The organism is Mycobacterium sp. URHB0021 (genome assembly GCF_054057895.1).
This window is the reverse complement of record NZ_JBSRZT010000002.1, coordinates 4,338,416-4,351,501: the sequence shown is the minus strand read 5'-3', so window position 1 is coordinate 4,351,501 and position 13,086 is coordinate 4,338,416. Positions and strand designations below refer to the sequence as shown.

General features: G+C 66.6%; 14 protein-coding genes. 9 read left to right on the top strand and 5 right to left on the bottom strand.

Annotation, left to right across the window (positions count from 1 at the left end):
• Nucleotides 1-7: 7 nt before the first annotated feature.
• The 3 genes from ACVWWN_RS23770 to ACVWWN_RS23760 are packed head-to-tail and all read right to left on the bottom strand — an operon-like array spanning nucleotide 8 to nucleotide 2,478.
• On the bottom strand, nucleotides 8-955 hold the full coding sequence (locus tag ACVWWN_RS23770) for an ankyrin repeat domain-containing protein (protein ID WP_457146042.1): 948 nt from the start codon (nucleotides 953-955) through the stop codon (nucleotides 8-10).
• Nucleotides 956-1,011: 56 nt separating this feature from the next.
• Nucleotides 1,012-1,824, bottom strand: coding sequence for a hypothetical protein (locus ACVWWN_RS23765; RefSeq protein WP_457146041.1), 813 nt, complete (start codon nucleotides 1,822-1,824; stop codon nucleotides 1,012-1,014).
• A gap of 45 nt (nucleotides 1,825-1,869) precedes the next feature.
• Complete coding sequence (locus tag ACVWWN_RS23760; RefSeq protein ID WP_457146040.1) at nucleotides 1,870-2,478, bottom strand: TetR/AcrR family transcriptional regulator; 609 nt, start codon at nucleotides 2,476-2,478, stop codon at nucleotides 1,870-1,872.
• A 66-nt stretch (nucleotides 2,479-2,544) separates the two neighbouring features.
• Between ACVWWN_RS23760 and ACVWWN_RS23755 the strand changes: the two genes are divergently transcribed.
• The 3 genes from ACVWWN_RS23755 to ACVWWN_RS23745 are packed head-to-tail and all read left to right on the top strand — an operon-like array spanning nucleotide 2,545 to nucleotide 4,964.
• The gene (locus ACVWWN_RS23755; RefSeq protein ID WP_457146039.1) at nucleotides 2,545-3,402 is read left to right on the top strand and encodes a hypothetical protein; all 858 of its coding nucleotides are present in this window, start codon (nucleotides 2,545-2,547) and stop codon (nucleotides 3,400-3,402) included.
• Nucleotides 3,403-3,428: 26 nt separating this feature from the next.
• Nucleotides 3,429-4,739, top strand: a complete 1,311-nt coding sequence (locus ACVWWN_RS23750) for an NAD(P)/FAD-dependent oxidoreductase (RefSeq protein ID WP_457146038.1) — start codon at nucleotides 3,429-3,431, stop codon at nucleotides 4,737-4,739.
• Nucleotides 4,740-4,772: 33 nt separating this feature from the next.
• Nucleotides 4,773-4,964, top strand: coding sequence for a hypothetical protein (locus ACVWWN_RS23745; RefSeq protein ID WP_457146037.1), 192 nt, complete (start codon nucleotides 4,773-4,775; stop codon nucleotides 4,962-4,964).
• Here ACVWWN_RS23745 and ACVWWN_RS23740 read toward each other — a convergent pair.
• Nucleotides 4,961-5,182: a hypothetical protein gene (locus tag ACVWWN_RS23740; RefSeq protein WP_457146036.1), complete on the bottom strand. Its 222-nt coding sequence runs from the start codon at nucleotides 5,180-5,182 to the stop codon at nucleotides 4,961-4,963. The genes ACVWWN_RS23745 and ACVWWN_RS23740 overlap by 4 nt on opposite strands.
• Nucleotides 5,183-5,191: 9 nt before the next feature.
• The gene (locus ACVWWN_RS23735; RefSeq protein WP_457146035.1) at nucleotides 5,192-5,872 is read right to left on the bottom strand and encodes a TetR/AcrR family transcriptional regulator; all 681 of its coding nucleotides are present in this window, start codon (nucleotides 5,870-5,872) and stop codon (nucleotides 5,192-5,194) included.
• A gap of 177 nt (nucleotides 5,873-6,049) precedes the next feature.
• Between ACVWWN_RS23735 and ACVWWN_RS23730 the strand changes: the two genes are divergently transcribed.
• From ACVWWN_RS23730 to ACVWWN_RS23705, 6 genes are read left to right on the top strand one after another with little or no spacing between them, the layout of a single operon-like run.
• A complete protein-coding gene (locus ACVWWN_RS23730; RefSeq protein ID WP_457146034.1) occupies nucleotides 6,050-8,032 on the top strand; it encodes a dipeptide ABC transporter ATP-binding protein in 1,983 nt (660 codons plus the stop codon).
• Between the two features lies 1 nt (nucleotide 8,033).
• Entirely contained in the window at nucleotides 8,034-8,903 is an 870-nt protein-coding gene (locus ACVWWN_RS23725) for an ABC transporter permease (RefSeq protein WP_457146033.1), read from the top strand.
• Nucleotides 8,904-8,911: 8 nt separating this feature from the next.
• The gene (locus tag ACVWWN_RS23720; protein ID WP_457146032.1) at nucleotides 8,912-9,916 is read left to right on the top strand and encodes an ABC transporter permease; all 1,005 of its coding nucleotides are present in this window, start codon (nucleotides 8,912-8,914) and stop codon (nucleotides 9,914-9,916) included.
• The gene (locus ACVWWN_RS23715; protein WP_457146031.1) at nucleotides 9,917-10,546 is read left to right on the top strand and encodes a cysteine hydrolase family protein; all 630 of its coding nucleotides are present in this window, start codon (nucleotides 9,917-9,919) and stop codon (nucleotides 10,544-10,546) included. It begins immediately after the preceding gene.
• Nucleotides 10,543-12,135 carry an ABC transporter substrate-binding protein gene (locus ACVWWN_RS23710; RefSeq protein WP_457146030.1) on the top strand — a complete coding sequence of 531 codons (1,593 nt, stop codon included), beginning with the start codon at nucleotides 10,543-10,545 and terminating at the stop codon, nucleotides 12,133-12,135. Before ACVWWN_RS23715 ends, ACVWWN_RS23710 begins: the two co-directional genes overlap by 4 nt.
• Complete coding sequence (locus tag ACVWWN_RS23705) at nucleotides 12,135-13,010, top strand: N-acyl homoserine lactonase family protein (protein WP_457146029.1); 876 nt, start codon at nucleotides 12,135-12,137, stop codon at nucleotides 13,008-13,010. Before ACVWWN_RS23710 ends, ACVWWN_RS23705 begins: the two co-directional genes overlap by 1 nt.
• Nucleotides 13,011-13,086 lie beyond the last annotated feature (76 nt).

Here is a 13,086-nt window from a genome sequence, read left to right as displayed (position 1 = left end):
GGCGACTCTAGCGGCGAAGCGCCGCGTCCACCTGCGGCGCACCGGCGGCTGCGGCGAACTCGAGGTGGCGATCGGTGACCTCGGCCCCACCGGACCGCAGGATGTCGATCACGTCGGCGACGTCGCCGGCCCGGTATGCCACATGGCGTGCGCCCACCGCCCACCAAGACATCAGCGAGTCGAGTCCGCGGTCCGGCTGTGCTCCGAGTTCGACCAACGCGGCGACCGTCGCCGGCAGGACTTGCCGGGCGGCCAGCTCGATCGGCTGGGTGCCGCTCGGCGTCTCGGCATCGACCGAGGCTCCCGCGCCGACCAGCGTGCGCACGATCTCCCGGTTGACGTGGTCGTGGTCGCCGGTCAGCGCGTGCAACGGTGCGGAACCATCGGAGTCGAGCAAGCAGGGGTCCACCCCGCGGGACAACGCGTGGGACAAGGCCACCGTGCGACCGAGCCGGACGATCTCGTGCAGGATCGTGGTGAACTTCTCGCCTCGCGCCGACAGCGCGATGCGACGGCCCGCGTCCGCGCCGGCGTCGATCAGCGCCAGCGGGATGCCCGGCGTCAAGGACCGCAGCCCATACCAGAGCGGCGTGGCGCCGCAGGCGTCCACCGGGTCGGGTTCGGCCCCGAAGGCCAACATTTCGATGACCCACGAGCTTCCGCGGTGTGCGCGGTCGAACAGGTCGAGTACGTCCGGCGCCAGCGGCACGGTCCACGCCGGGTGCTCGACCCCCAGCGAATCCAACACCTGCAGGGCGCCCGCGCGCTTGTCACCCAGGTCGAACCACGGCCAGGGCCCCTCGCCCTTGGCGATGAAGTCCGCGATGGCGATGCGCGACTCCGAGACGGTCGACCTGCCGTCATCGTCATAGTGGGACCGGAACACCAGCTCGTCGCCGTCGCGCGAGACGACGACGGTTGCCGGGCCCTCCTGGAACCGCGCCAGCTCCGTCACCGCACAAGCATCACCGACGACTTCGGTGGATTCTCACCGGCCCCGGTCACGAGCGATTACAGGAGGCGACCCAACCTAGTCAGATTCAGCGGCACACCGACGACACTCAGCTGAGTGATGATGTCCTCCAGACGTTTTGGCGGCACATCCAGGTGCCACTCGGGCAACGTGCCGGACACGCACACCATATCGGGAGCAAACGTGATGGCGGTCAGCTGAAGACCGTGTGGAAGCTCGGGAAGGCGCACCGGATACGCCGGCGTGCGCCCCGGCAGGGTCCACCGTGATTTGCGCAACACAAGGCCGCGCGGTCTCAGCCGCAGCGTCGAGCCGTCGAGTTCTGCGTCGACCTCCAGATGGCCGATCATCGGCCGCCTGGCCAGCCGGAGCTGGGCCACCCCGTCTGGGCCGACCCCGCCCGACAGCCGGGGCGCCGCCCACAGGAACAGGTCATCGAGGAGCCGGGCGGGAATCTGCACGGTCAGCTCCACCGGCGCGGCGACCAGCACCGGCGGCGCCGCCGGGCGAAAGTGCACATTGTGCAGGACCGCGGTGGCACTGTCGAATCGGTTTCCGTGCCAATCGAGGTCGCGCGCAGCGAGTCGCACGTCGTTGAGCTGGCCGACCGACAACCCACGCACGTCGAGCCGGGAATCGAACTCGGTGACCGTCAGCGTCAGGTCGCCGCCGTCGAGGCGGACGGTGAGCCGGCGTCCCACCACCAGCCTGCGCAGGGTCATGAACAACGTTCGGTACGCGGCGGCGGCGCCGCTGCTGACCGGAGCCACCGCGGCGGACGACCACAGCGAGGCCAGCAGATCGATCGGCCGGAACAGATCGAATCGACGAAGCGGCTCCGGGCGCGTCATGGCACCAACCATCCCGCATCGCCTCTGATGGGCCAACCTTTCCGATCAGTCAGCGGGGTGGGTGAAACTGAACACCAGGGCCCGCATCGACCTGCCTACGGCGTGCCGGGTCTCGACGGGGTCGGGGGAGTTCGCGATGAGCATCGCACCGCGCGTCAACGCCCCGAGCAGCAACCGGGTGGTGGTCTCCGGGTCATCGACCTGGATGGTCCCGGCTTCCGCGGCCGCCGTCAGCGCATGCACGATCACGGCGTGCGCATAGCGTTCGTCCAGCTCGGTGTAGCGCGCCAAGCCCAGGACGGCCGGCCCGTCGACGATCAGGATGCGTTGCACGTCCGGCTGCAGCACGCCGTCCAGAAATGCCTCGAAGCCGCGGGCCAGCTCCTCGATGCCATCCGAGGCCCCCTGCGCGGCTTCGGCAGACGCGGTCATCAGATCGGTGTGCGCCCGGACGAAAACCGCCTCGAAAAGTGCTGTCTTGGTAGGGAAGTGGTGGTAGAGAGCGCCGGTGGTGACGCGGGCTTCGCGGGCCAGGTCCTCGACCGACGTGCCCCGGAAACCGTTCTCGCCGAAAAGCAGGCGGCCGGCCGCGATCAACGCCGCCCGGGTCTGGGCAACCTGTTCGGCGCGTAGCGATGCCGGCTGCTCTGACATCTCTCTCCTTCGCGACTGACCAGAACAGCCTATTGACATAGTCATATTATGTGAAATAGTCATCCTATGACAGCCGCACCCGTACAGCTCACCGGACCGGCCGCGGACACCCGCCGCGAGTACAGGCGCACACTCGACGCAATGCGTCACGCCGTTGCGCGAAGCGCCGCCCTCTGGCGGGACATGGACAGGCCGGACGCTCCCGCGCCGGGCCTGAAGTGGACCGCCGCCGAAACCGCCGCTCACGTGGTCGGTGACCTGCGTGACTACACCCAGGCGCTGACACGCCACGCGAATGGCTACATGACACATGCGAATCGGTGCACCGAAGCGCCGTCACAACTGAGCGCGAGGGTCAACGCGCGCCATCTCGAGGAGGTGCCGCAACGAAACCTGCACCGGCTCGCCGACATGCTCGAGGTGCAGGCGGCCGCATATCTGGACGCAGCGGTGACCGCGGACACCGCTGCCGAGATCGCCACGCCGAACGGACTGATCCTCGGCCCGTCGACGATGGCCGCGCTGCTACTGGGCGAACAGGTCATCCACGGGCTGGACATCGCGCGGGCGGCCGCCCTGGCGTGGACGGTCAGCGCCGACGACGCCCTGTTGGTCTTTCCCGGTGTGATGACCGTCGCACCGCAGTACCTACGGCCGAACCGGGCGGCGGGAGTGCACATCAGCTTCGAGTTGCGAATGCGCGGCGGTGGGGCCTATCGGCTGGCCGTCGACGACGGCGCCGCCGTCGTCACCCCCGCGGGCCGGCGGGCAGACTGCTCGATCACCGCCGACCCGGCCACCTTCCTCCTGGTCGGCTACGGCCGGATCTCCCAGTGGTCGCCGGTGCTGCGGGGTCAGCTCCGGCCCGGCGGCCGCAAACCGTGGCTCGCGATGAAGTTCGCAACACTGCTGCACTGCCCGTAGGAAAGCGTTCGCTTACAGTGGTGGCAATGACCTCTGTGGTAATCGTCGGAAGCGGGTTCACCGGATTCGAGTGCGCCCGGCACTTGGCCCGGAAGCTGCGTAAGCACGACGCGTCGGCCGAGATCATGATCGTCTCGCCGGTTGACTACATGCTGTACACGCCGCTGCTGCCGGATGTGGCAGGTGGCGTGGTCGACGCCCGTTTTGTCGCGATCCCGCTCGCCAACACGCTTCACGGTGTGAGGGCGATTCGCGGCAAAGTGGACGCCGTCGACTTCGACGGTCGCACCCTGACGTTCACCGACCCGGAGGGGCGGGCGCACGACCTGTCCTGGGATCGTCTGGTCTTGACCCCGGGATCGGTCACCCGGCTGTTCGATGTGCCGGGCCTGGCCACCCACGCACGCGGGCTGAAATCGACAGCCGAAGCGCTGTACCTCCGCGACCACGTGCTCGAACAACTCGAGCTGGCCAACAACGAGGACGATCCGACCGTGGCCAAGGCGCGACGGTCCATCGTCGTCGTCGGTGCGTCATACTCCGGCACCGAACTGGTCGCGCAACTCCGCGCACTCGCCGATGCGGCGGCGGAACAGCTGGGCTTCGAGAAGGCTGATGTCAGTTTCGTGCTGCTCGATCTCGCCAAGCAGGTGATGCCCGAAGTGGGAGAGCGGCTCGGCGCCGCGGCGATGCGCGTGTTGAAGGCGCGCGGCATCGATGTCCGGCTCGGAATCACGCTCAAAGAAGTTTACGCCGATCACGTTGTGCTCAGCGATGATTCGCGCATCGACACGCACACCGTCGCGTGGGTCACCGGAGTCACCGGCGCACCCCTCATCGAGAAGCTGGGTCTTCCGACGGAGAGCGGCAGGCTCAAGGTGCAGACCGACCTGCAGGTGCCGGGCCACCCGGATGTGTTCTCGGCCGGCGACGCCGCCGCGGTGCCCGACGTCACCCAGCCCGGCAAGATCACCCCACCCACCGCCCAGCACGCGACGCGACAGGGAAAGGTGTTGGCCCGCAACGTCGCCGCGAGCCTCGGATACGGCAAGAAGAAGACGTACAAGCACCGCAACATGGGGCTGGTCGTCGATCTGGGCCCGCGCTACGCCGTCGCGAACCCGCTGAACATCCAGCTGTCCGGCTTTCCGGCCAAGGCTGTCACGCGCGCCTATCACCTGTACGCGATTCCGCGCTTCGTCAACAGGTGGGCGGTGTCATTGGCGTACCTGACCGACGCGTTCTTCGACCGGTCGGTGGTCTCGATCGGGCTGTCGTCGGAAGAGGACGCCCAGTTCTTCGCCAGCGAGGGCATTCCGATGCCCAAGCCCGACTGATTCGAATCCCGGCAAGCCGGGAATGTGGTGTCCATGGCTACCTATCGCGTGTTGAACCCCCAAGGCGATGTCGTCGACACCAAGGACATCGAGAGCGCAGATGATGCGCATGCCTGGTTCGTGGATCAGAAGGCCGAACCCGAACTCGGCTGGCGGATGGAAGTCAAGTCCGATGACGGCGACTGGGCGTTCTTTGACGACAGTGAGGGCGACCGCAAGTACTAACCCCTGTCGGTCACGTACCACTTTCCGATCGGCGGCGCGTGACTGCTCTGCACGAAGACGAAGCGGGGCTTCTGGAAGGCAAACGCCCGGTAGTCGCCCAGATAGCACGTTTCACCTGTCTTGATCTTGGTGACCGTCTGCGTGGTGGGGTCGAAATCGATCGTGCCGTCATCGGTGATGTCCAGCCGCCAGCGCGGCTGAAATGTCACGTCGCTCACGCGACAAGGTTACTGAGTGACCGCGGTGTACCGGGCCATTTCGTGTCGACTCCTGACGCGCAGCACGGTTGTCGGGCTGTCGGCGACGCCGAGCACCCGGATACAGGCGTCGGCGACGTGTTCGGGCAACGCGGCGCGTTCGGGGCTCAGCTCGCTGGTCCACATGTGCACGAGCGACTCGACCAGGCGGAACGGCAGGTCCCCTGCGGCCTCATCGACGCCGGTCCCGGACACGATAACCTTACTCAGCGCCAGATAGTGAAGCCGCAACCGCTCGCGGTCCGACCAGAACTGTTCGAGTCGGGCCCCGCGTAATTCGGGCTGCAGATACAGCGCACCGAGGTTCCAGCGGCCATTGATCAGTTGACCGCCGTCGAACATCGCCAGCGCATGCAGATGCTCGGTCGCCGTGAGCGCCGGCTCGGCGTCCATCAGGATCGGAATGAAGGACAGTGTCGGCGTCACCGTCTGGCTCAGCAGCGCGCACAGGATGTCGTCCTTGGTTCTGAAGTAGTGGTAGAGCGAGGCCTGTCGGATCCCGACCGCCTCGGCGATGCTCCGCGTCGAGGTGCCGGCATAGCCGAGTGTGGTGAACAGTTCGCCGGCCGCATCCAAGATCTCGTCGCGCGCCGTGGTGCCGGGCCGTCGCTTCGTCGTCAGCCGTGGGCGGCCCGCACGAGTGATGGGCATCATGCCATCGTGGCGCATTGAGCAGGATAAACGCAGCGCCCTGCGTTTCTGTCACACGACAGAAACGCGCGACACGCATCGGTTACGTCGGGCCGCTATTGGTTACGCGCGCGACACCCAACGCGCCGGGGAGCCATGAAAACTGTCAAGTGACAGGCCAGGGCTAGGGAGCAGTAGATGAGCAGCGCGCTATCCGAGATCGACGGGAACCGCACCGCGTCGGATCCGCGAACGGCTGATGGGCTGGTCGCCACGGTCACCGACCTCCACGTCACGTTCCGGCGCAACGGTACCGAGGTGAAGGCCCTGCGCGGTGTGACACTGAGCGTCCGGGCGGGGGAGATCCTCGGCTTGGTGGGCGAATCCGGCTCGGGAAAGAGCGTGCTGGGATTCACGACGCTGGGGCTGCTGCCGTCGACCGCTGGGGTCCAGGGCTCGGTCCGAGTGGCCGGCTCCGACATGGTGGGCGGCAGCGCGAAGGCGTTGCGCAAGGTTCGCCGTCTCGATCTCGGTGCCATCTTCCAAGACCCGATGACCTCACTGAACCCGACGATGCGGATCGGTAGGCAGGTCGCCGAGGCGGCGGGAAGCGACGAGGAAGCGCTCAAGCTGTTGACCGCTGTCGGCATCCCCGACCCTCCGCGCCGGTTGCGCGCGTTCCCCCACGAACTGTCCGGCGGGTTGCGGCAGCGGGTAATGATCGCCATCGCGATCGCGGGTGACCCCGAGCTGATCATCGCCGACGAACCGACCACCGCACTCGACGTGACGGTGCAGGCTCAGGTGCTGCGCCTGCTGCAACGTCTTCGCGACGAGATCGGCTGCAGCATCGTGCTGATCACTCATGATCTCGGCGTCGCCGCCCAGATCAGTGACCGCATCGCCGTGCTCTACGCCGGTCGCATCGCCGAGATCGGCCCCACCGCAGACGTGCTCGAACAACCCGCGCATCCCTACACGCACGGACTGCTGCGCTCCCGGCTCACCCTGGAAACCCCTCGGCACCGCAGGCTGGCCGCGCTGGCCGGGGCGGTACCCAGCGCCGTCAAGCCACTACCGGGGTGCGCGTTCGCGCCCCGATGTGCGGTGGCAACGCCGGCATGCCAGAGCGCGCCACCGGCTCCGGTACCGGTGGCCGCCGAGCGGGTCAGCGCCTGCATCCTGCCCTTCGCAAGCGTCGCCGCGGAGATGAGTGCGCGGGTGACCATCGCCACCGAGGAGGCCGAACGCGAGACCGGATCCACCGGGGACGCCGAGCCGCCGGCAGTCCTGATGCACGATGTCACCAAGACGTTCTCGATCGGGCGGCACGGGAAACTCCAGGCACTACGGGGTATCTCCCTCACCGTGGCGCACGGAGAATCCGTCGCGCTGGTGGGTGAGAGCGGATCGGGAAAGTCCAGCCTGCTACGGGTCATCGCCGGGCTGGAGAAGGCGACGTCGGGAAGCGTCGAACTGGCGGGCGGCCGACGACCCCAGATGGTCTTCCAGGATGCCGGCGCCTCACTGACGCCCTGGCTGTCGGTGGGCGAGCTGGTCGAAGAGCGGCTACGGCGAAACGGCCTGACGCGCAGTAAGAGACGCGACGCGGTGGCCGAGGTGTTGCGGCGGGTGGGCCTTCCGCCGGACATCACCAGATCACGCGCCGCCCAGCTGTCCGGTGGACAGCGGCAGCGGGTGTCACTGGCCCGGGCCACCGTGGTACCGCCATCGGTCCTGCTGTGCGACGAGCCGACCAGCGCGCTCGACGTGTCGCTGGTCGCGTCGGTGCTGAACCTGATCGGTGACCTGCGCCAGACGCTGGACATGTCGGTCCTGTTCGTCACACACGACCTGTCGGTGGCCCGCGTCGTCGCCGACCGCATCGCCGTGATGTATCTCGGCCGAATCGTCGAGATCGGACCCGCCGACGACGTCATCAGGAACCCCGTACACCCCTACACCCGGGCGCTGGTCGACTCGATTCCCGACCTCGGTCGCGAATCACGGGTGCTTCCAGGCGAACCCGCGAGCGCATTGTCGCCTCCGGCCGGGTGCGCGTTCCATCCGCGCTGCCCTATTTCCGTCGACACGTGCTCGGAGAAACAGCTCGACGTCCGCCTGGAAGGCACTCCCGGCCGTCCTCACCAGGTGGCCTGCATCGAGCGGAAAGCGGGCTGAGATGACGATCGCCCTTCCCGCAGGCACCTGGCTGCGGGGCCGTGAGCACCGGTTGCTGACGCTGCCGAAGACACCGTCGGCACTGTTGAACTGGACCGCCCTCTCGATGGTGCTGATCGTCACCGTGGTGGCGATCGCCGTGCCTGTCATCTCACCGCATGACCCCCTGGTGCCCGCCGGGATGCCGTTGCAGGCACCCGGAAAGAACGGATTTCTTCTCGGTACCGACGCGGTCGGCCGAGACATCCTGAGTCGAGTGTTGTTCGGGATCCGGGCGAGCTGGTTCGCGGCCTTGGTCGTCGTCGCCGTCGGGCTGCTCATCGGCGGCCTGGTCGGGCTGATCGCCGGCGCCACGGGCGGATGGGTCGACAGCCTGCTGATGCGGATCACCGACGCCTTCCTTTCGCTGCCCGCCCCGGTGCTGGCGATCGCGGTGGTCGCCGCGCTCGGTCCGGGCTTCGTCCACACGCTGATTGCGGTGTCGATCGTATGGTGGCCGTTCTATGCCCGGCTGGTGCGCGGTGAAGTGGCCCGATTGGCGGCGCGTCCACATATCGAAGCCGCCAGACTCGCCGGTGTCGGTTCGATTCGCCTCGCCGGTCGCCACCTGCTGCCCGGTGCTGTGCCGAATGCTCTGGTCGCCGCCAGCCTCGACATCGGTACCTTGATCCTCACCCTGGCGTCGCTGTCGTTCCTCGGTCTGGGCCAAGCCGCTCCGGCACCCGAACTGGGTGCGGACACGGCACGAAACCTGACCTATTTCCTGCAGCAGTGGTGGGTCCCCGTGATGCCGGGCCTCGCGGTCCTCGTGCTGGCCCTTGCCGCCAATATCGCCGGCGACGGCCTCCGCAATCTGATGAAGACGAGCTAGGTGTCGACATGCGGAATTTCATCCTGACCCGACTGGGCGCCATGGTGCTCATCCTCATCACGCTGATCGCCGTGATGTTTGTGCTGCAACATATTTCGCCGATGGATCCGGTCAAGGCCCAACTCGGCGCGAATGCCTCAGCCGAAGCCGTTGCAGCGCGCAGGCATACCCTCGGGCTGGATCAGCCGATGATCAACCAGTTCTGGCGCTACCTCACCTCGGCCGCCCACGGTGACCTGGGCACCTCCTTTCGCACCCGGCACGCGGTGAGCAGCGACCTCGGCGACTTCTTCCCTGCGACACTCGAACTGGCGCTGTACGGACTCGGCCTGGCGCTCGTACTGGCCGGGTTGTTGGCCTTCGGCACAACGCTGAAGTGGCCGGGTGCCGGAGTGCTGCGGGCCGTCCTGTTCACCGGCGCGTCCGCGCCGATGTTCCTGCTCGGCATTCTCGGGCTGATCGTGTTCTACCAAAAACTGGGATGGGTGCCGGCCAATGGCCGGATCAGCGTGGCGAATCCGCCGACGGGGCCCACCGGATTGCTGACGATCGACGGATTGCTGTCGGGCCGGTTCGATGTTGTCGCCGACGCCCTGCACCATCTCGTCCTTCCGGCGGTGGTGATCGCCCTCGGTCCCGCGGTGGCGATCGGGCGGGTCCTGCGCTCCAGCCTGCTGACCGACGCCGACAGCGACTACGCGAGAACCGCTCGCGCCAAGGGCCTTTCGGAAGGCCGGATCATGGTCGGCCACGTGCTGCGCAATTCCATCGGCGGCGCCATGTCGATGACGGGCCTGCAGGTCGGTCTGATGTTCTCGGGCGTGCTGGTCATCGAGCAGGTGTTCGGCTGGCCCGGCATCGGTCAGTACATCGCGCAAAGCATCCCGGTCGCGGACTTTCCCGCGATCGCCGGTGTAACGCTGATGCTGGGCCTGCTCTACGTCGCCATCAACACCTTGGTCGATCTGTTGCAGGCAGCGGCGGATCCACGGATAGCGGTAGGAGAGGGTTAGGTGCCCACACAGCCACTCATCGTGGGCACTGCCGTGCTGGTCGTCGTCGACATTCAAAAGGGCGGCGGAATGCCCGCGGTGGAGGTGGGATTTGCCCACATGCCCGGCCACGCCGAACGAGTCGACCGAGCCGGGAAACTGCTTGCAGCGGCCCGCGCTGCCGGTGTGCCCGTCGTCTTCTTCCAGGAGGTGCACCGGCCCAGCGGCGTGGATTTCGGTCGCGAACTCGACGGCACCGAGGGTGTGCACTGCGTCGCGGGTGAGCCGGGCACCGACCTCGAGGACTCACTGCGGCCCCTGCCTGAGGAGTTTCACATCGTCAAGCGGCGCTACTCGGGGTTCATCGGGACGGATTCCGAGATCGTGCTCCGCGGGCTGCGGGCCTCCACGCTGATCCTCATCGGCGGATTGACCGACGTCTGCGTGCATTACACCTTTGCCGATGCGCACCAGCGCGACTATTACGTCCGCGTTGTCACCGATTGCGTCGGCGGTTCATCGCAATACCTCCACGACGCGGCGCTGGCCGCCATGGAGTACCTCCAGACCGGCGCGTTGCGCACCACCGAGGAGATCCGCAATGCCTTCAAACAGCTCGACCAATCCGTCCCCGAAGGAGCAGCACGATGATTAAACGACGTCTGGCCGGCCTGAAAGTTGTGGCCGCAGCGGGATCCGTCGCGATGCTCACGCTGTCGGCCTGCGGTGGTTCGGATTCGGGCGGTGGCGCCCCGAACGCGGCACCGACCGACAAGGTGCTGCATCTGTCGTTCCTTCAGGATCCCGGCCAGCCGCCGGACCCGGATGTGTACTACGCGGGGCAGGGACTGCTCCTGACGACCAACCTCTACGAGGGCCTGCTGCAATTCAAGGGCGGTCAGGCCAAGGCCGAGTTGGAACCACTGCTGGCCACCGGGTACACCGCGTCGCCCGACAACAAGGTCTTCACTCTCAAGCTCCGTGAGGGCGTGAAGTTCCATGACGGCACACCGTTCACGTCGCAAGCCGTCAAGGCGTCGTTCGACCGGCGGCTGGCCGTCGGCGGCGGCCCGGCCTACATGGTCAAAGACATCGAATCGATCAGCTCGCAAGGGGATTACGGCGTCACGATCACGCTTAACTCCCCCAACTCGGAGTTCCTCGACTACCTCGCATCGCCCTACGGCCCGCGGATGATGAGCCCGACCGGGCTGCAGACGAACGGGGGGTCAGATTCCGCGCAGAACTACCTGACCACCCACGACCTTGGTACCGGCCCGTACACGCTGACCGATGCGCAGGTGGGTTCGCACTACGCGATGGCGTCTTTCCCCAACTACTGGGGTCCGAAGCCGTATTTCGAGAAAGTCGAGATGCCCGTCATCACCGACACGTCAGCCCAGCAGCTGCAGTTCAACAACGGTCAGCTCGCGGCGATCCTGCACGACCTGCCGTCGTCCGCGGTTGAGCAGTACCTGAACAACGGGAAGTATTCGCACTACTCTCTGCCGACCATGATGGCGGCCTTCCTGTACGTGAACCCCAACAAGGGCATCATGAAGGACCAGGCCATCCGCAATGCGGTGATCGACGCCATCGACGTCGCCCAGTTGGTCAAGCAGACGTTCTTCGGCCGCGGCAAGGTCGGCGCCCAGATGTACCCGCCGTACGTGCTGGCCGCCGACTACGGCAAACAGAATCTCACGCACGATCCGTCCGCGCTGACCAAGATCGCGGCGGCGTTACCCGCCGATCAGAAGACGGTGACCATCGGATATGACACCAGCAACCCCGACATGCAACTGATCGGCAACCTCGTGCAGACACAGCTCGCGTCGGCGGGACTCACTGCGAAGGTGCAGGGATATCCGACTTCGGAGATCTATGGCTGGATCGGCACGGACATGCAGGCGGCACCGGAGATCATGGCCAACACGGTGTGGCCGGACGCCCCGTCGCCCTACACGTGGGGCCACATCTCCTGGGACAAGGACGGTGGCATCAACTACCTCGGCTGCTCGTCGCCGCGGGTGACGGCCGCCCTGGCACGAGGTTTGCCAACCGGTGTGCTGCCGCCGTACTCGGCAGCGGGCGCGGCCGCAGAAGAGACGGGATGCTGGTTGAACGTCGCCGACATCGACGACTTCGTGGTTGCCCAGCCGTGGTTGAAGGGAGTCGAACAGGCACATGCGGTGTCGAACCCGAACTCGCTGCGGATCGCCGCGCTTACGGTGGGTTGATGTCTGACAATTCCAAAGGCTCTACGTCTGCCAGATTTTCCACGTCTTCCAAATTCTCTAAGGTTCGCCGCATCGTACTGCTGACCCTCGGCTGGGAGGAGCTGCCGAAATCGGTTTCGGTCTACGGCGCTCCGCCCGACGAGCGGCTGCGGGAGCCGGTGCCCGGTGTGCTGCTCCAGACCGACGGCGGCTGGGTACTTCTCGACACCGGTTTCAACACTGCCTTGGTGCGAGACCCTGCGCTTCACCGCCGGTTCTTCCCGACCGTGGAGTACCGGCCCGTCCTGCCGGGATCCGGCGAACCGATCGAGGAATCGTTGGCCGAGATCGGTGTCGACATCGACGATATCCACGCGGTCGCGGTCAGCCATCTGCACCACGACCATGCCGGCGGTCTCAAGCTGTTCGCCGGCAACGTTCCGGTGCACGCTCAGCGCCGAGAGGTCGAGTACGGGCTGTCGAATCATCCTGAGCCCGAACACAACGCGATCGTGCGGGTGGACTTCGACGATCCGCGCATCGACTGGCATCTGGCCGACGGCGAGGCGGAGATCGGCCCGGGAATCACCGCGGTGCCCACGTATGGACACACGCCCGGCCACCAGAGCTTCGTCGTCGAGCTCGACGAGTCCGTCGGTGGGGGCGGATTCGTGTTCGCCTTCGACGCGGCGGATCTGACCGAGAACATCGAACACGAGCTTCCGATCGGGGGGTTCATCGGCGTCGAGCCGGAGGAGACCGTCGAACCGATTCGACGACTCAAGAAGCTGGCCAACGACAAGGGATACCTGTTGATACCGGGACACGACCCGCACGTCTGGCCCGAGATGACCCGCCACTTCCACGAGCGGTTCGATCCGGTGGCGGAGCGGTAGCACCGGTCATGGACCTGGTTGTCCGCGCCCGGCGCACGGTGATCGACGGACGGATCTGCCCCGCCGCGGGCATGTC

Coding starts and splice junctions, on each gene's coding strand:
- ACVWWN_RS23765 (WP_457146041.1), bottom strand. CDS start 1,824: ATGACGCGCCCGGAGCCGCTTCGTCGATTCGATCTGTTCCGGCCGATC.
- ACVWWN_RS23760 (WP_457146040.1), bottom strand. CDS start 2,478: ATGTCAGAGCAGCCGGCATCGCTACGCGCCGAACAGGTTGCCCAGACC.
- ACVWWN_RS23755 (WP_457146039.1), top strand. CDS start 2,545: ATGACAGCCGCACCCGTACAGCTCACCGGACCGGCCGCGGACACCCGC.
- ACVWWN_RS23750 (WP_457146038.1), top strand. CDS start 3,429: ATGACCTCTGTGGTAATCGTCGGAAGCGGGTTCACCGGATTCGAGTGC.
- ACVWWN_RS23745 (WP_457146037.1), top strand. CDS start 4,773: ATGGCTACCTATCGCGTGTTGAACCCCCAAGGCGATGTCGTCGACACC.
- ACVWWN_RS23735 (WP_457146035.1), bottom strand. CDS start 5,872: ATGCCCATCACTCGTGCGGGCCGCCCACGGCTGACGACGAAGCGACGG.
- ACVWWN_RS23730 (WP_457146034.1), top strand. CDS start 6,050: ATGAGCAGCGCGCTATCCGAGATCGACGGGAACCGCACCGCGTCGGAT.
- ACVWWN_RS23725 (WP_457146033.1), top strand. CDS start 8,034: ATGACGATCGCCCTTCCCGCAGGCACCTGGCTGCGGGGCCGTGAGCAC.
- ACVWWN_RS23720 (WP_457146032.1), top strand. CDS start 8,912: ATGCGGAATTTCATCCTGACCCGACTGGGCGCCATGGTGCTCATCCTC.
- ACVWWN_RS23710 (WP_457146030.1), top strand. CDS start 10,543: ATGATTAAACGACGTCTGGCCGGCCTGAAAGTTGTGGCCGCAGCGGGA.
- ACVWWN_RS23705 (WP_457146029.1), top strand. CDS start 12,135: ATGTCTGACAATTCCAAAGGCTCTACGTCTGCCAGATTTTCCACGTCT.